Origin of the sequence: Actinomadura viridis, from assembly GCF_015751755.1 — a bacterium.
Lineage (GTDB): Bacteria > Actinomycetota > Actinomycetes > Streptosporangiales > Streptosporangiaceae > Spirillospora > Spirillospora viridis.
The window spans coordinates 5,344,591-5,361,858 of record NZ_JADOUA010000001.1 but is presented as its reverse complement, the minus strand read 5'-3'; the positions used below and the strand labels follow the sequence as shown (position 1 = coordinate 5,361,858).

Genomic DNA, 17,268 nt, shown 5'->3' with positions numbered 1-17,268 from the left:
GGCCGTCGCCCGTTTCCACCAAGAAATCCCCGCTCTTCGGCCGCTCAACGCTGTCGTGCCATCGCTCGGCGGTGGAGAAAGGGCGTGGAATGAAACGGATGAGAACGGCGAGGGCGGTCGTGAGAACCGTCCTGGCGGTGTTCGTCATCGGAACGCTGGGACTGGCGTCGCACGCGTATGCGGAGGTCCCCGTCACACCCCCGTGCGGGCCTCGTCTCGCGAGCCTGGAGCTGCCAGGCGAGCCGGTGCACTCAGGTGGAAAGGCCGATGGCAGCGTCACATTGAACTGCGCGAGGCCGCAGGCCACCACGGTGACGCTGGCCTCCGCCGAGCCCGCCTGGGCGAGCGTCCCCGAGAGCGTCACCGTCCCGGCGGGCGCCACCGAGGCGGTCTTCCCCATCCAGACACACCAGCCGGATTACATCTACGGCGAATACGGCGTGGCCATCACCGCGTCATTGCCGGGGGAGACTTTGACCCGAGCGCTCAAGCTCAAGCCGGGCCTCAAGTTCTTCGCTGCCGATAGCTCGGTCATCAGTGGCGACGATGTCGTTTTCCAGATCGGGCTGAACGGCCCTGCGCCCGAAGGCGGGTTGACGATCCCGTTGGAGAGTGACAACGACGCGCTCCGCATGCCGGCGTCCGTCACCATCCCGCAAGGAGCCCTCGGTGTCGCCGGATTCCGGGGGAAGACCACCCGTATCCCACAGGACGCCCAGGTCACTGTCACGGCCAAGTTGCCCGGACAGACCAGGACCGCCCTGGTGGCCCTGCGAGCGTGGACCTACGATCCCGGCGATTGGAGCCTCACCGGCCCGGCACGCCTCCGTGGGGGCGGCTTCTACACCATCATGAGCCTCAACCTGCCGAACCCCGTCCCTCACGGAGGAATCCACGTCACCTTCACCTCCGACGAACCGAGGATGAACCTGCCGTCCGCCATGGACCTCCCCGAAGGGACCAGCGGCGCCCGGACCGTCCAGGTCAGCGCTCCTTACGACCTCGACCGTGACGTCACGATCACCGCGACCATCGAGGGCGTCGGAGCGCGCAGCCACACCCTCCACGTCGGCCCCGGCCTCAAGCAGATCACGTTCACCGACTGGCCGCTGTACGGCGGGCGGACCTACGAGGGCACCGTCGAGCTGGGCACCGCCACGAGTGAGCAGGTCACCATCACGTTGACCAGTGACAATCCGGCGATGCAGGTCCCCGCGCAGGTCGTCATCCCCGCCGGCCGGTCATCGGGCACCTTCACCGCGACGACCTCCACCGTGGAGTACTTCCAGTACGCCACGGTGACCGCGCGCTTGGACAACACGTTCCTGGAAGAGAGCTTCTTCGTCGAACCTGCGAGCGGGTAGGCGAGAGAGAACCCGGCATCGGGCTCCCCGGTTCACTCCGGGGAGCCCCGTGCGCGTGCACGCAGAGGCATGGCCAAGGAGACGCGTCACCGCATGGTCCGCGCGGAGGCCGGCCTGCGGGCCGAACTCGACCGCGCACTGCCCGCGCTCGAGGAGCACGACGCCGCGGTGAGCACGTTCGGCGAACAGGTCGAGGCGGGGGAACAAGTCGTCGGCCTCGGCCTGGACGGGCTCGGCGACGGTGGCCTGCGCCCGCCGGCCTGACCCGTCAGAAGGGGACCTCCTCGGTCTCCGGCTCGACCAGGTCCGCCGACACCGCCGCCGCCCGGCCGCTGACGGCGTCGGCCGTGCCCAGCACCTCCCCGGTACGGGGGTCGATCAGCACGCCGTCGACCTCGATGGGCGCCGCCGGGTCGTGCTCGCGGTGGTCGGGGCACCAGCGCGCCACCGTGCAGCCCGCGCACCACGGGCCGGGCCGCGCGTCGAACCGCACGTCCCGGTGCCAGTCGCGGACGAGCCGGGCGATCACCCGGCGCGCCTCGGTCAGGACGGCGGGGTCGGTGGCGTCGAACGCGTGGACCGCGGCGCCGATCGGCGTCATGACCTCCAGCTCGACCGTCCCCGCCGTGGACCCGAAGACGCCGTGGGCGATGAGCAGCACCGCGAGCGCCAGCTGCGGCACCTGTTCGAGGGCCTCGTCGGCGCCGAACCGGTCCGGGCTGACCGTCGTCTTCTGCTCCCGGTAGAGCACCCGGCCCCCGCCGCGCGCGATCAGATCGGGATCGGCCACCACGACCACGTCGGCGGCCGGATCGTACGCGGCGATCTTGGGCTCGGTGACGACCTCCTCGTGCACCTGCCGCAGCGGGCACACCTCCACATGCCCCAGCAGGTAGGCGCGCGCCTCGCGGTACTCCTCGGGCGTCATGAACTCCGCCGCGAACCCCGGATCCCCCTCCGGCAGGTCCGCCGCCGAACAAGGATGCGCACCCGGCCTGCCGTGCGCGATCCGGAGCCATTCGTGGACCACCACACCGCGCCGTACCGCCGGGCCCTGCGCCGCCGGGCCGCCCGGGACGTGCAGGTCGCGCAGATGGGCCCGCGCGGGGCAGATCTGGTACCGGCGCGCGGTGGTGATCGACCAGGTGCGCCGGTGCGTGCCCCGGTCGTCCAGCCCCAGCAGCCCGGACGCGTGCGGCAGCGCCTCGCAGCCGGTACGGATCTTGCAGTCGGCGCAGTCCGAGCCGGGCCGCCGGGACCCGCCACGGATGAGGTCGGCCGCCACCGGCCGGGCCCGTTCGCCGTACACCCGGCGGGCCTCCTCGGGCGTACCGTCGAACAGCACCTTGGGCGGCGCGTCCGAGTCCAGCACGACCTCCACCACGCGGACCCGCGCGGCCTCGGCGTCGTCCGGCCCGACCTCGACGGGCAGCTCGCGGTAGACCGAGCCGAAGGCCCTCAGCCCGGCCGCGGTGACGAAGGCCGCCGCCGCCGTGGACGGCGCGCCGGCGTCGCCCGAACGGCTGATCCGCAACCGCCGGAACTCCCGCACCGTGCCGTCGGGGGAGGCGTACCAGCGGCCCCACGCGGTGAGCACCCGCATCTCCACGGCCGACCCGTGCTGGACGACCCGCGCCTGCCGTTCGGGCCGCAGCCGTACCCCCTCGCCGGCCAGCTCGTCGGTCACCCACGCCGACGCCTCCACGTACGCGTGGCAGGCGTGCCGGACCCAGACGGCGGCCCCCGGATGCGCCGGCGACCGGCTCTCCCTGAGCACCCGCTCGACGGCGTCGTCGAGTTCGAACCCGTCGAACTCGACCGCGTCGAGCGCCTCCATCACGAGCCCGAGCGGGAAGTCCTCCCACGGCGGGAAACGCCGCCGTTCGGACTGGCGCGGCCAGACCTGGGGCCGCGCCTTGAGCGCCGCGAACTCCGGGCAGCGCCGGTCGCCGGGATCGAGCTGGCTCGCCGTCAGCCGGATGACACCGGCGGGACCGCGCAGACCGTCAGGGGGACTCCAGTCTCGTGTCGCCATGCACATAGTAAAGCGCATGTTGATTCGATCGACCTACAGTTTCTTTCGGTTCTCGTCAGTACGGATATGAGTCTGCGATGTGGTTCGATGGCCAACTTTTAAAATCGCCGAAAACTGGAATTCTTGCGGATCTGGGCAAGTCATGGGAGCTGCGAGAGTCTCCAGGAGCACCTGGAAAATCCGGAAGGGGTGTCTCCACCGGAGGGGTATACGCCGTTCTGCAAGGCTGACCGAGAGTCTGAGTTCCGGCAGGCACCTGCCGTATTCACCGAGCGGCTGGAGCGGGCGAAGGTTGAAGGGTGGGCGCCGGACGGTGAGCTGGCGTCGTAGGGTCGGTTACCTGCCCTCAGGAGGAGTAAAGCGTCAAGTGCTTGACAGAGTCTCGCTCCTCTGATGATCTACGGGAACAGCACGGGGGCCGTCAAGGAAAGAGGATCACACGAAGTGACTCGTCCTAACTCCCAGGTGACCGCCTGCCCATTCCCGTTCCCGCCTGGCCCCGACCTTGCGGCTCCCGCACCCGTACCGGCCGAGGTAGATGGTCAATCCATCTTCAAAGTGGCGCTCCCCGAGGGCCAAGCAGATAACTGGGCATGGTGGGTAGGGAGTCACGCAGCCGCACAGCAGGTCTATAGAGACGACACGACCTTCTTGCGCGGCGACGCCGATGGAATCCTCCCATTCTTGAGGCTGTCACCGCTCATCCTCGCCCAGGACGGCGAGCATCACAGGAACCTGCGAAGCTTGGTGAGTAAGAGCTTCACTCGCCCTCGCATCGAAAAGTTCCGGCCGAATGTCGAGGCTCTCGTCAGCCGCCATATGGAAACTCTGGAATCCTCTGGAGGTCCTGCCGATCTCGTGAATGATCTGGCATGGCCAGTGTCACTGCACGCCATCGCGGAACTTCTGGGGGCGCCAGAAGATGAGGTGGAGCAGTTCTGGGTCTGGGGGGACATGCTGCTGTCCACCGGGCCTGACCGGGATGCTCAGAATGCCGCGGCCATGGTCGAGATAGCCAAGTACGCCGGCCAACTCATGCAGGCAGGGCATAACCGTCCGTCCAGCGATATAATTTCCACGGCCGTGACGAATGCCCAAAATCTGGGCATCGACCCGGAAGAGGTTGCCCTTTTCTTGGCCAGCCTGATCATAGCGGGCTGGGAGACCACGGCTGCCGCGATCACAGCAACCGTTTATAAGCTTCTCACCGTACATGGTGAAGAAGGAACGCACCTCTATCGCCGACTCTGTGAACAACCCGAGTTGATTCCTTCCGCAGTGGAGGAGTTGCTTCGCGTGGTCCCGAACTCCTGGTTCGACAGTGGGCAGCCACGCAGAGCGGCCCGTGACGTAATGCTCGCGGGCGCCCATGTCAAAAAGGGAGACGTGGTGCTGGTGGCGCACGACGTCGCCAGTCGCGACCCCGAAGTCTTCGACGCCGCGGATGAGATCAAGCTGGACAGAGCTCCGAACCCTCACCTGGCATTCGGGTTTGGAGCCCACTTCTGCCTAGGCGCCCACCTCGCCCGGCTGGAGATCAATGTCGTCTTGGAATTTCTGACCGGCCGGTTCCCGGATCTTCGGCTTGCCGTGCCCTCTGACCAGGTCAGATGGAATACCGGCACCCCGATTCGTCGAATCGAGGAGTTGCCGGTCGCCTGGGGTCCGTCTCCAGGAAGCCTTCCGCACTCATAGCATCAGAACACGGCCGTGGGGCAGCGGCTCAGGGTGGCGCGCCCGCATGATGTGACGGTCCCCGTTGCGATCGGTGAGCGGGCGGGGACGGAGACCTTCTTCCGGGTCGTGCCGGTGCCGGGCAAGGTGGGCGGGGGCGGCCTGAGCACCCTGGACCGCGACGTGCTGGACATGCATGTGGCCGCCGGGTGGGGATTCGAGGAACTTCGGGTGGAGACCGTACGCCTGGAGACCGTCCTGCACGAGCACGCGGAACCTGGGTTCGATCTGCTGAAAGTCGATGTCGAAGGCTCCGAACGGGAAGTGCCGGCCTCGGCCGACCTGGGGACGTGGCGGCCGAGGGTGATCGTGGTGGAGGCCACCGTGCCGCTGACCTCACGGCCCAGCCACCGCGAGTGGGAGCCGGGAGTGCTCGCCGCCGGGTACGAACTGGCGCTCTTCGACGGGCTCAACCGCTTCTACGCACACGCTGACGGAAATGAAGCCCGGCCTCGGTGATCGTAACAACGATCATCAAGGCTTTCCCTCGGCACGGACTCGAAGAGCGGAACGTTGGAGCTGAAGGACGCCGAGGCCTGGGCGCTCGAGCGGCTCCGCGACGGTGGCAAGGTCCCGCCGTCCCCGCTTATAAGACCGAGACCGATCCTGCTCACCGCCGTCCCCGCCCGGCGAACCGGAGGCATCCACGGCCACTCGCCGGAGTCCGCGCCCCAATGTCCGGCCTGGGCAGCCCATCACCGCCTCTAGGCCTGCCGACGGCCACTGGGCGGCGCTGGGAAATCGGCATCTGGATGGAAAGTAATCTGGACGCATGCGGCTGACGAAGTTCACCGATCTCGCCCTGCGCGTCGCGATGCGGCTGGCGATCGCGGAGGACGGGGCGACGCCGACCTCCAAGGAGGTGGCCGCGGCGGTGGGCGCCCCGTACACCCATGTCGCCAAGGTGGTCAGCCGGCTGCAGCACCTGGGGGTGCTGGAGGCCAGGCGAGGACGCGGCGGCGGCCTCGTGCTGACCGAGTACGGGCGCGGTGTCTCGGTCGGTTTCCTGGTGCGTGAGCTGGAAGGCCATGGGGACGTGGTCGGCTGCGAGGACGATCCGCCGTGTCCCTTGCGCGCCGCCTGCCGCCTGCGGGTGGCGCTGCGTACGGCCCAGGAGGCGTTCTACCGGGCGCTCGATCCGATCACCGTGCGGGACCTGGTGGACGAGCCCGCCAGGCCGGTGCTCGTCCAGATCCTCGGCACGCGCCCCGGCTGACCGTTCCCCCACCCCCGGAAGAGGGGCGGACGACCCCGGCGGGATAATAGGTATCTGAGATACCAATTTTTTGGGAGGGTCGATGCTGTCCAGCCAGTCCGCGGCCGTCGTCCGCGCCACCCTGCCGGTGGTCGGCGCCGCGATCGACGAGATCACGCCGGTGTTCTACCGCCGGATGTTCACCGCTCAGCCCGAACTGCTGCGGGACCTGTTCAACCGCGGCAACCAGGCGGACGGCACCCAGGCCAGGGCGCTGGCCGGGTCCATCGCCGCGTTCGCCGGGATGCTGGTGGAGAACCCCGGCCGGCGACCCGACGCCATGCTCGCCCGCATCGCGCACAAGCACGCCTCGCTGGGCATCACCGCGGACCAGTACACGATCGTTCAGCGGCACCTGTTCGCCGCCATCGCCGAGGTGCTCGGCGACGCGGTCACCCCCGAGGTCGCCGCCGCGTGGGACGAGGTCTACTGGCTGATGGCGGGAGCGCTGATCGCCATGGAGGCACGCCTGTACGCCGAGGCGGGCGTGGCGGACGGGGACGTCTGGAGCCAGTGGAAGGTGGTCGGACGCCTGGAGGAGACGCCCGACGTCGCCACGTTCATGCTGCGCCCCGCCGACCGGTCGCCGAGCCCCCCGTTCAAGCCGGGCCAGTACGTCTCGGTCCGCTGCCCCCTGCCCGACGGCGCGAACCAGATCCGCCAGTACAGCCTGTCCTGCGCGCCCAACGGCACCGACCGGTGGATCTCGGTGAAGCGCGTGAACGGCACCGGCGGCGCGCCCGACGGGGAGGTGTCCAACCGGCTCCACGCCAACGTCAAGGAAGGGGACGTGCTCACCGTTAGCGCCCCGTTCGGCGACACCGTGCTGGACGACGGCGAGTCACCGGTGCTGCTGGCCTCGGCGGGCATCGGTTGCACCCAGACGATCAGCATGCTCGCCCACCTCGCCGCCACCGGCTCGCCCCGCCGCGTGGTCGTCGTACACGCCGATGCCGCTGAGAGCACCCACCCGTTCCGTACCGAACTCGGCCTGCTCGTCGACAAGCTCTCCGACGCCGAAGCCCACATCTGGTACGAGCACCCGGAGAACCCGAGGCCGTCCCAGTACACGGGCCTGGCCGACCTGGCCGGCATCGACGTCCCCGAAGGAACCCGCGCCTATCTCTGCGGCCCCGTCCCCTTCATGAGTTCGGTCCGTGAGCAGCTGCTCGGACGGGGCGTCGCCGCGTCCCGCATCCACTACGAGGTCTTCGGCCCCGACCTGTGGCTCGCCTCCACCACTTGAACGTGCGTACGGGCTCCCTCGTTCACTGGAGCGGGGGAGCCTTGCGCGCCGACCCGCGGTACGTCGCGGCGTCGTACCGGCGCTCGCCCTCGTCCAGCTTGCGGTGCGCGGCGTCCAGGAGATCCACCCCGAGCAGGTCCGACAGCCTGGTCAGGTAGATGAAGACATCGGCCATCTCCGACCGCACCCGGGCGGCGGCCTCGGCATCGTCCATGACCGCCCAGGACTCCTCCGGGGTGAGCCACTGCAATTCGGCGACCAGTTCCCCGACCTCGCCCGACAGCGCCATGGCCAGGTTCTTGGGCGTGTGGAACTGCTCCCAGTCGCGTTCGGCGGCGAAATCCCGGAGCCGCGCCGCCAACGTCCCGATGTCCTGCATCCCGCCAGGCTAGAGCGTCCGGCCGTTCAGGCGGACGCCGGCCAGCGCCTGAGGTCCTGCGAGAGCTCCTGCCGCCGCGCCTCTTCCTGAGAACTGGCGGGCCGGTACATCGCCGGCGTTGCCAGCCTCTTTCACAAACCGTCCGCGGTCGCCCGGTCACCGCGCGGCGGCTGCCGTTCGCGCACATCGCCTCGATTGGCGTCCCGCTCCGTCAGGGGACCCGGGCGACGGCGCACAACATGGACACGTCATCGATGGCGGCCCGCTGATCCTCCGGTACGTCGGGCCGCCAGTCGACGACCGACGTGATCCCCGGCGGGAGCAGTTCCAGCCCGGTGAAGAATCGGGTGAACTCCTCCGTGGAACGCAGCCGGAAGGGCACCCCGCTCCGTTTGTTGGCCTCATTCGCCTCGGCCAGTTCCTCCGGTTCGAGGAAGTCGTCGGTCGCGTGCGACATGACGATGTGACTGCCCGGTGGAAGAGCGTCGCGCAGCGTGGCGAAAATGCCGTAAGGATCGTCCTCGTCGACGATGAAATGCATGATCGCGATCAGCATCAGCGCGACCGGCTCACCCAGGTCGAGGGTCTTCCGCAGCTCCGGATGGGCCAGGAGGGCCTCCGGACGGCGCAGGTCGGCGTCGATATAGGCGGTGGCGCCGGCGGGCGCGCTGGTGAGCAGCGCGCGGGCATGCGCCAGGACGATGGGGTCGTTGTCGACGTAGACGATCCGCGACCGCGGTGCGATCTCCTGCGCGACCTCGTGCACGTTGCCCGCCGACGGCAGTCCCGTGCCGATGTCGAGGAACTGGCCGATCCCGGCCTCCCCGGCCAGATAGGTCACCACCCGGCGCATGAACTTGCGGTTCTCCACGGCCGACAGCCGTACGGTCGGGAATCCCGAGGCGACCGTCTCCGCCGATTCCCGGTCCGCCGCGAAGTTGTCCTTGCCGCCGAGCCAGTAGTTGTAACGGCGCGCTGGGTGAGCCTTCGACGGGTCGATCCCGCGAGGTACCTGATCAGAGTCCATAGGGTGACCTCGATTCGGCGGACGGAATGTGCGCGGCGGCTCCAAGTGATCAGCGTCATTGTGCCCGGCGGGGGACCGTCCGCGCACATCGGGGACCGGCTGAGCGCCGTACCCGGCCAATCGGTGGCGCCCCCGCGCGAATCAGGCCATGATCGTTGCAGCCCGGCGGCGACGATCCGGAAGGCGGTCATGGCTCCCTATTACAGTCCCTTCGACTTCACTATTCAGGACAACCCCTATCCGGTGTACGAACGATTGCGCGAAGAGTCGCCGGTCTACCGCAATGAGACCGATGATTTCTGGGCGTTGTCGCGGCATGCCGACATCGCGGCGGCGCTGCGCGATACGGAGAGGTTCTCCAGCGTCAACGGCCTGCGGATCGAGCCGGCGTTCTGGGGGCCGGACGCCGAGCGGTTCTTCTCGTTCGTGGCCATGGACCCGCCGAAGCACACGCGGATGCGCGGGCTGGTGTCGCGGGCGTTCACCCAGCGCCGTGTCCTGGAGCTGGAGCCGCGGATCCGCGAGATCGCCGCCTCCTGCCTGCGGCCGCTCCTCGACGGCGGGACGTTCGACCTGATGACCGACTTCGCCGGCCGGTTCCCCACGGACGTGATCTCCGAACTGGTCGGCGTGCCCGAGGCCGACCGCGAGATGGTGCGCCGGCTGGGGATGGCGATCATGTACCGGGACGAGGAGTCCGGGCAGTCCGGAGACCTCCCCCCGGAGGCGCAGCAGGCGATCGGAGCCCTGGTCGGCTACTACACCGAGCTGACCGTCGAACGCGCCCGCGAGCGGCGCGACGATCTGCTGTCGGGGCTGCTCGACGCCGCCGAGGGATCCGACCGGCTCACCCCCGAGGAGATCGTCGGGGTGCTGATCCTGCTGGTCGGGGCGGGCATCGAGACCACGATGCTGCTGCTCGGCAACGCCTGGCACGCGGCCTGGCGGCACCCGGAACAGCGGGCCGCGGCGTTCGCCGGGCGCATCGACGACTGGGTGGCCGAGACCCTGCGGTTCGACCCGCCGACCCAGGCGCTGGCCCGCACCGCCACCGAGGCGGTCGAGATGCACGGGGTGAAGATCCCGGCCGGCGCGCGCATCCTGCTGCTCGCGGGCTCGGCCAACCACGACCCGCGCGTCTTCACCGACCCCGGCCGGTTCGATCTGGACCGCGACACCGGCCCGTCGCTCGCCTTCGGCGGCGGACGCCACCACTGCCTCGGCATGAACCTGGGCCGCCTGGAGGCGCGCATCGCCCTCCAGGAGATCGTCTCCGCCGTCGCCGACTACGAGATCGACATCGACCGTGCGCGGCGCGTGCGTTCCTCCAACAACCGGGGCTTCGTCTCCCTGCCCACCCGGATCACGGCCCGCCGCTGAAGCCCCTTCCCCCGTGCTCTCGGGCCGTTCAGACCTCGTGCGGCGCTTCCAGAGCGGTCCGGTCGATCTCGGGGAGCCAGGTGCCGGGGCCGAGGTCGGCGGGACGCGGCGGGCCGGGGAGTTCCTGGAGCAGCCGGGCCAGCGCGGGGTTGCGATCCTCGCGGTGCCAGGCGATCGACCACAGGTGCATCGGTGTCGGATCGGCCAGCGGGATCTGCCGCATCCGCGGCTCGCTCGGCAGGTCCGTGCCCCGTTCGCCGAGCGCCACCGCCCGGTCCTCCCGCCGTATCTGCTCCGTGATGTGCCTGACCCCGACCGCGGGCTCGTTGAAACGGACCGGGACGCCGAGTTCGTCGCTCAGCCGGGTCAGGTACCCGCGCCATTCGGGGGAGCCCGTCGGGTCCGGCATCGCGACGCCCGCCTCCCGCAGGTCGGCGATGCTCAGGACCCGCCGGCCGGCGAGCGGGTGGGTGTCGAACACGAAGGCGTCCATCGGGACGAGGTGGACGGGCCGGTGCCGCAGCTCGGCCGGCCAGCCGCGCCCGAGGTCGTGAACGCGGCCGAACGCGGCGTCCAGCTCGCGGCTCTGGACGGACGGGAGCGCGCCGGCCAGCCCCTGCCGCATGCTGGGCTCCACGCGCAGGCCGGGGACGCGTTCCACGATCTCGCGCAGGAGCTGCAACGGGGTGAAGCGTTCGGCGTACACGTCGACGCGCAAAGGCTCCGCGGTCGCGCGCATGGTGGCGACGGCCGCGTCGTACGCGGCGAGCGCCTCCCTGGCCAGGGGCAGGAAGCGCCGTCCGGCGGCGGTCAGCTCGACCCTGCGCGTGGAACGTGCGAACAGGGGTGTGGCCAGGGCGGTCTCCAGCCGGCGGATGCGCTTGGACAGCGCCTGCTGGGTGAGGAACAGCCGGGCCGCGGCCCGGCCGAAATGCAGCTCCTGAGCGGCGGCGACGAAGGCGCGCATCCACTGGAGATCGGGTTCCATGGCCTCAGCCTCGGCCGACAACCCGCGGTTGTCAAAGCGCCGCCGGAAGTTGTTGGACGACACCCATGAGCTGCGGGTTCGCTGGGGCCATGACCGTTTCCACGCGAATGCTCACCGAGCCCTCCTCCCGTACCGCCGAGGCCCCCGCGCCGTCGCCGGTGGGAGAGCAGGTCTTCCAGCGTTTGCTGCGCGAGCGCATCATCGTCCTGGGACAGCAGGTTGACGACGAGATCGCCAACCGCATCTGCGCCGAGATGCTGCTGCTCTCGGCCGAGGACCGGCGCCGCGACATCCACCTCTACATCAACTCGCCGGGCGGCTCGGTGACGGCCGGCATGGCGATCTACGACATCATGCAGTTCATCCCGAACGACGTGGCCACGCTGTCGATGGGGTTCACCGCCTCGATGGGGCAGTTCCTGCTGTGCGCGGGCGCCCCCGGCAAGCGGTACGCGCTGCCGCACTCCACCATCCTCATGCACCAGCCGTCCGGCGGGATCCAGGGCACCGCGTCCGACATCAGGATCCAGGCCGAGCGGCTGCTGCTCACCAAGCGCACCGTCCAGGAACGCATCGCGTACCACACCGGCCAGCCGCTGGAACGGATCGCGGCCGACTCCGACCGCGACCGCTACTACAGCGCGGAGGAGGCCCGCGAGTACGGCTTCGTCGATCACGTGGTCAGCACCGCCGACCGCATCCTGGGCGGCTGAGCCCGGGAGAAGGCCGTACGGGGGAAGGGGGTCAACGCTGGTTGGCCAACGCGCGTTGGCCTAGGGTGGCGGCATGCGCAGATCCTCAGCCGAGACCAAGGCCGTGATCCTCAAGGCGGCCCGCGAGCGCTTCGCCGCCGACGGGTACGACCGGGCCACGATCCGGGCGATCGCGGCGGACGTGGGGATCGACCCGTCCATGGTCATGCGCTACTTCGGCAGCAAGCAGCAGCTCTTCGCGAGGGCGGCGGAGTTCGACCTGCGGATTCCGGACCTGTCCGCCGTTCCCCGCGACCAGGTGGGCCGGGTCCTGGCCGCCCACGTGGTCGACCGGTGGGAGGGCGACGTCCTGCAGATCCTGCTCCGTACCGCCGTGACCGACGAGGACACGGCCGAACGGATGCGGACGATCTTCGCCGGGCAGCTCGGCCCGGTCGCGGCCGAGCTCGCCGACGATCCGGCCCAGGCGCCGACCCGGGCCGGCCTGGCCGCCACCCAGGCCCTGGGCTTCGCCCTGTGCCGCTACGTTCTGCGCCTGCCGCCCGTGGTGGCGATGGACCGCGACGAGTGCGTCGCCTGGCTCGCCCCCACCCTCCAGCGCTACCTGACCGGCAGCCCGTAGCCCCGGCGGTGGGCACGCGACGTATCCGCCCACGGCGCACGAGGCCGCCCGAGCGAGGGCCGTGAAGATCGAGAAGTCGCCGTGTCGTCGCAGGGCGTAGTGTGGGGAGTCTTCGAGCGTTACGAAGCGCCCTTGCCGGTCGGGGGGCTTTGCCGGGCCGAAGGAGGCGGATGTGCGGCGCGGGCTCGTGCTGGCGGACCGTTACGAACTCGACCAGCCGCTCCGGCGGGGCGGCACGGGTGAGGTCTGGCGCGCCTACGACCGGCTCCTCGACCGCCGGCTCGCGGTCAGGTTCATCCTGGTCGACGAGGCCGGCAGCGAGCTGATCAGCCGTTTCCGGCAGGAGGCCCGCAGCGCCGCGTGGCTCGAACACCCCGGCGTGCCCACGGTCCACGACCTGGGTGAGCACCACGACGAGGTACGCGGACCCTCGCTCTACCTGGTGACGCAGTACATCGACGGACTGACGCTCGATCACCTCATCGACGCACATGGCACCCTGCCGGTCTCCTGGGCCGCCTTCATCACCGCGCAGGTCTGCGGGGTCCTGTCCGTCGCCCACCAGCGCCCCTTGATGCACCGCGACCTCAAGCCGGGCAATCTCATGCTGTGCGGTGACGGCTCGGTCAAGGTCCTCGACTTCGGTATCACCGCCGGGCTCGCCCCCGGCGACGTACGGCGGACCGCCACCGGCCAGGACGCGCCCCTCACACCCGGCTACACCGCGCCCGAACAGTTGTACGGGACCCCCTGCCCGCAGAGCGACCTCTACTCGCTGGGATGCGTGACCTACGAACTCCTCAGCGGCCAGGAGGTCTTCCCGGCCGCCACCCCGTACGAGATGATGCGCCGGCACGAGGACGAGGTGCCGATGTCCCTCCGGGAGCTGCTCCCCGATATCCCGGCCGCGCTCGACGCACTGGTCCTCCAGATGCTGGCCAAGCGGCCCGCGGACCGGCCCGCCGACGCCGACGAGGTCTGCGAGCGCGTCCTGCGGTTCGTCACCGATCTCGAGCCCCTGCCCGGCAGCGTCGACATCGTCCCGCCGCCCGCCCGCTCGGCCCGCCTGTACGCGGGTGTCCTCGCTCGGATCCCTGCCACCGGTAACACGTCGATCTCCCCGGAAGTGCCGTCCCTCCCCGCCACCCTGGAAGAAGTGAAGCTGCCCTCCCAGGAGGAAGTGGCCCAGGGCAGGGCGGAGGCAGCGGACCTGGCGTCGTCAGGACGGTTCACGCAGGCGGCCGAACTGCTCTCCGACATGGCCGAACCCGCACTGCTTTCCCTGGGCGACGACGACCTGGAAGTGCTGGGACTGCGGCTGGATCTGGCGTCGGTCCTCCACCAGAGTGGCGAACACCGGCGCGCCATCCCCGCCTACAGGGTGGCGGCCGTCGGGCTGGCCGAGCGGCACGGTCCGGACGACGACAGGGTCCTGCACTGCCGCGAGCAGACCGCGGTGTGCCTGGCTCAGGTGGGCCATGCCCACGAGGCCATCCGCCTCCTGGAGAAACTCCTCACCGACGTCTCCGGCCGGGAACCGTACGACGATCTGATCCTGCGCGTGCGCGGACACATCGGCCGCCTGTGGCTCACCGCGGGCCGGCCCGCCGAGGGCCGGCAGGAGCTTTCAGATCTCCTCGCCGACATCCGCAGCGTGCACGGCGACGATCACGCTCAGGTACCCGGACTCGTGCAACTGCTGGACGATCCCCACCTGTGAACGATCAGTAACGGAACAGCAGGTGCGGCTCCTTCTGCACGCACCGGTCTCCAGCCTGATCAGGCCCTCATCTCGGTCACGGGCCTCCAGTACGCCGAGCGCATGGTTGACCGTGAACTTCCTGCCCGTGGCGTACGCCAGCGCCTCGTCGTGGACAGGGCGATTCCCGTCCAAAAATGATCAACACGGTGACGACCGACTACCTTCTGACAAGGCGTTTCGTGGTCTGTTGAAAATGCCGCATGTCCGGGGACGGAAACGGTCGTATGATCACACTTCGATGCCAACGTCCGGGGAGGCGGCGCTGTGACGAAAGACATCGGAAGGCTCCTGAACAGCAGTGTCCCCGCCCGTCCGGCCCCCGCCCAAGGCGGGGAGGGCAGAGAACTCCAGGTCGATCCTGGCGAGCTCAAGCGCCTGGCCGGCCCCGCCAAGGAGACCGAGGGCGACATGCGGTCCGCCGTGCACAAGATGGTGCCCGACTCCGAGCAGGGCGCCCGGGCACTGGGGCGGGAATGGTCGACCACGGCGCGGCTCACCGAGTTGACGACCGGTTGGGAGACGGCGTTGAAGGGGCTCGCCGGCCAGGTCGGTGACGTGGGGCCGAAGCTGGCGAAGACGGCGGGCAACCACATGCTGGTGGAGGCCATCAACCGGCAGGCCATGCAGGGCATCTCCTCCATGCTGGGGGACTGAGCATGGTGACCTTCGCGGGACTGCGCGACGCCCGGCTCGGACCCTTGGCCGAAGCCGCCGACGCGTGGGCGCGCCTCGCCACCCGTCTGGAGCGGGCGCATAAGGACGTCGTCGAGCAGCAGGCGAAACTGCAGAAGATTTGGCAGGGCAAGGACGCCGACGCCGCACACCTCCAGATCCAGATGCTGCGGGAGAAGAGCTACACCGCGTCCAAGGCCGCCGGCGGGATCGGGCGGGTTCTGGATGCCGCCCATCAGCGTTTCCAGGCTGCCCAGGCCAGCTTGCTGGAGGCCGTCGAGGAGGCGCGATCCGCCCGGTTCCATGTCGGCGAGGACGGTTCCCTCCGGCGCCCCCCGACCGATGGCCCCACCACCATTATCGAGCAGTCGCTGCTCCTGCAGAAGGCCGACCGACTCCGGGACAAGATGGCCGCCGCGCTGCGCACCGCGAACGACGCCGACCGGAGGATCGCCGAGGCGCTGGGGACGCTCCGCCCGACCATCCTCGCGCAGGCCGGTACCGACCCCGAGCAGATCGTGTGGCGAGCGTTGTGGATGGCCAATCCGCATGACGTGGACGGGCGCCGCTCGCTCGCCGACATCATGAAGATGTACCAGGTCACCAAAGATCCCGGCGGGATGACCGAGTACCCGGACGGCTTCATGGAATGGATCGCCAAGCAGCTCGGGAAGGACCCGCGGGAGGTGACCGCGAGCGAGAAGGAGGCATTGGACTCCCTTGTGCGTTCCCAGGGGATCAAGGGCCTCCTCATGTTCGAGAACGATTTCGGCGCGGCGGCCAATCCGCCTCCGAACTGGGCGCCGAAGGGGGGATGGCAGGACGGTCACGGCGACGCCTGGCGGCACGCGTACTGGAACGCCCTCATGACCCGTGATTTCGGAGCGGAGTGGACGGAGAGGTTCACCGTCGCCCACGAGCGCATCGCCGACGACAACCCGGGGCCGCGCGAGGCCATGGACCTCTACAACAATGAGGTGGGACGGCGGATCGCGCTCCAGCACCCGGATGCGACCAACGAGGAGTTGGCGAAGTACATCCGGCAGGCCGTGGACGGAGGCCAGATGGTGGTGATCGGCAAGGACGGCCAGTTGGGCTGGAGCGACCGGACACCCCAGGGCCAGACCATGCCGCAAAAGCAGGTCAGCCTCCTGCCCGAGCACGGTCCTGGACGGAACCCTTCCGAGGTGGGGCGCTGAGAATGCGTTCTCCGGTAAGGCGATGGGCGGCACTGGCCGTCGTTCTGCTGGCCGCCTGCGGCACGGTGGTGGGCTGCGCCGAGCCCGACTGGAAGGATCGCTACGTGGACGAACGGGTGAGTCGCATGATGACGGAGTCACTCACCCGGCTCGCGGGTTCGCGGCCAGAATACCCCGGTGTTCCGATGCGGAACCTGACACCCTTCGCCTGGGACGGGCTCTTCTTCTTCGAGTCGGGACCTCAGGGCGGGAACGTCCGCGACAAGACGGGCTTCTCCATCCTGCCGGAACGGGAGTACGTGCAGGAGAACCATTCACTCCTCGTTTTCCTCAACGGGCCGAACCTTGCCAAGGTCGTGCTCCTCAAGGACGGCTTGTCCTTTCCCTTGTACTACGCCAATGGCAAGAAGTACTCGTCCCAGGCGCGCATGATCAGCATGGACGGTAAGCGAGTGATGAAACTGGTGGAGCCGACCGCTTTTCAGCGCCTCTACCACCGGGACACGGAGTTCAAGATCATTGAAAGGCTCCGCACGCTCCGGGATGAGCGTAAGAAGTCCGTTCCCATCGGTGACCTCGGGTTCGCGTGGGACGAGATGCGCGTGATCGAGCCCAGGGATCTGAAGAAGAAGACCGGGCTTTCCTATGCGGGGCTCGAGTACAGGCCGTCCTTCTCCGCCTTCATGGTCTTCAGTCATCGAGGCCGCGTCGTCCGGATCGCCGAGATGGGTGACATGTTCTTCCCTCCTGAGCATCGGCGGGCGTGGCACGGGCGTAAGTGGGGCGACAGAACAATGATCGTGGCGAGGGAAGAATGGGCGTCGTTCACGCTGCGCGAACCCTGAGGAGCGAAGACCGGCGGCAATTCGGTGGCTTCGAGTCCTGCCGGGTG

General features: G+C 69.2%; 17 protein-coding genes. 13 read left to right on the top strand and 4 right to left on the bottom strand.

What is annotated here, in order from left to right; translation table 11 throughout:
- Nucleotides 1-119: 119 nt before the first annotated feature.
- Nucleotides 120-1,364 (top strand): hypothetical protein, encoded by a 1,245-nt coding sequence (locus tag IW256_RS24465; RefSeq protein ID WP_197013207.1) that lies wholly within the window; start codon nt 120-122, stop codon nt 1,362-1,364.
- A gap of 93 nt (nt 1,365-1,457) precedes the next feature.
- The gene (locus IW256_RS24460) at nt 1,458-1,628 is read left to right on the top strand and encodes a hypothetical protein (protein WP_197013206.1); all 171 of its coding nucleotides are present in this window, start codon (nt 1,458-1,460) and stop codon (nt 1,626-1,628) included.
- Nucleotides 1,629-1,632: 4 nt separating this feature from the next.
- On the opposite strand, the gene IW256_RS24455 is transcribed toward IW256_RS24460, so the two are convergent.
- Nucleotides 1,633-3,399, bottom strand: a complete 1,767-nt coding sequence (locus IW256_RS24455; protein ID WP_197013205.1) for a PD-(D/E)XK nuclease family protein — start codon at nt 3,397-3,399, stop codon at nt 1,633-1,635.
- A gap of 684 nt (nt 3,400-4,083) precedes the next feature.
- Between IW256_RS24455 and IW256_RS24450 the strand changes: the two genes are divergently transcribed.
- From IW256_RS24450 to IW256_RS24435, 4 genes are all read left to right on the top strand, one after another.
- The gene (locus IW256_RS24450) at nt 4,084-5,094 is read left to right on the top strand and encodes a cytochrome P450 (protein WP_197013204.1); all 1,011 of its coding nucleotides are present in this window, start codon (nt 4,084-4,086) and stop codon (nt 5,092-5,094) included.
- A gap of 51 nt (nt 5,095-5,145) precedes the next feature.
- Nucleotides 5,146-5,592, top strand: coding sequence for an FkbM family methyltransferase (locus IW256_RS24445; RefSeq protein ID WP_197013203.1), 447 nt, complete (start codon nt 5,146-5,148; stop codon nt 5,590-5,592).
- 313 nt (nt 5,593-5,905) lie between these two features.
- Nucleotides 5,906-6,349, top strand: a complete 444-nt coding sequence (locus IW256_RS24440) for an RrF2 family transcriptional regulator (RefSeq protein WP_197013202.1) — start codon at nt 5,906-5,908, stop codon at nt 6,347-6,349.
- A gap of 82 nt (nt 6,350-6,431) precedes the next feature.
- Nucleotides 6,432-7,634 (top strand): globin domain-containing protein, encoded by a 1,203-nt coding sequence (locus IW256_RS24435; RefSeq protein WP_197013201.1) that lies wholly within the window; start codon nt 6,432-6,434, stop codon nt 7,632-7,634.
- 22 nt (nt 7,635-7,656) lie between these two features.
- Here IW256_RS24435 and IW256_RS24430 read toward each other — a convergent pair whose 3' ends face one another.
- Entirely contained in the window at nt 7,657-8,013 is a 357-nt protein-coding gene (locus IW256_RS24430; protein WP_197013200.1) for a nucleotide pyrophosphohydrolase, read from the bottom strand.
- Nucleotides 8,014-8,224: 211 nt separating this feature from the next.
- Nucleotides 8,225-9,040, bottom strand: coding sequence for an SAM-dependent methyltransferase (locus IW256_RS24425; protein ID WP_197013199.1), 816 nt, complete (start codon nt 9,038-9,040; stop codon nt 8,225-8,227).
- A 189-nt stretch (nt 9,041-9,229) separates the two neighbouring features.
- Here IW256_RS24425 and IW256_RS24420 point away from each other — a divergent pair, with 189 nt between their 5' ends.
- Nucleotides 9,230-10,420, top strand: a complete 1,191-nt coding sequence (locus IW256_RS24420; RefSeq protein ID WP_197013198.1) for a cytochrome P450 — start codon at nt 9,230-9,232, stop codon at nt 10,418-10,420.
- Between the two features lie 28 nt (nt 10,421-10,448).
- On the opposite strand, the gene IW256_RS24415 is transcribed toward IW256_RS24420, so the two are convergent.
- Complete coding sequence (locus IW256_RS24415) at nt 10,449-11,408, bottom strand: LysR family transcriptional regulator (RefSeq protein ID WP_197013197.1); 960 nt, start codon at nt 11,406-11,408, stop codon at nt 10,449-10,451.
- Between the two features lie 89 nt (nt 11,409-11,497).
- Between IW256_RS24415 and IW256_RS24410 the strand changes: the two genes are divergently transcribed.
- The 6 genes from IW256_RS24410 (at nt 11,498) to IW256_RS24385 (ending at nt 17,221) form a co-directional block, all read left to right on the top strand.
- Nucleotides 11,498-12,121, top strand: coding sequence for an ATP-dependent Clp protease proteolytic subunit (locus IW256_RS24410; protein ID WP_197013196.1), 624 nt, complete (start codon nt 11,498-11,500; stop codon nt 12,119-12,121).
- A gap of 73 nt (nt 12,122-12,194) precedes the next feature.
- The gene (locus IW256_RS24405; protein ID WP_197013195.1) at nt 12,195-12,743 is read left to right on the top strand and encodes a TetR/AcrR family transcriptional regulator; all 549 of its coding nucleotides are present in this window, start codon (nt 12,195-12,197) and stop codon (nt 12,741-12,743) included.
- A 172-nt stretch (nt 12,744-12,915) separates the two neighbouring features.
- The gene (locus IW256_RS24400) at nt 12,916-14,463 is read left to right on the top strand and encodes a serine/threonine-protein kinase (protein ID WP_197013194.1); all 1,548 of its coding nucleotides are present in this window, start codon (nt 12,916-12,918) and stop codon (nt 14,461-14,463) included.
- A gap of 306 nt (nt 14,464-14,769) precedes the next feature.
- Complete coding sequence (locus tag IW256_RS24395) at nt 14,770-15,159, top strand: hypothetical protein (protein WP_197013193.1); 390 nt, start codon at nt 14,770-14,772, stop codon at nt 15,157-15,159.
- Nucleotides 15,160-15,161: 2 nt separating this feature from the next.
- Nucleotides 15,162-16,376 (top strand): WXG100 family type VII secretion target, encoded by a 1,215-nt coding sequence (locus IW256_RS24390; RefSeq protein WP_197013192.1) that lies wholly within the window; start codon nt 15,162-15,164, stop codon nt 16,374-16,376.
- Nucleotides 16,377-16,378: 2 nt separating this feature from the next.
- Nucleotides 16,379-17,221 (top strand): hypothetical protein, encoded by an 843-nt coding sequence (locus IW256_RS24385; RefSeq protein WP_197013191.1) that lies wholly within the window; start codon nt 16,379-16,381, stop codon nt 17,219-17,221.
- Nucleotides 17,222-17,268 lie beyond the last annotated feature (47 nt).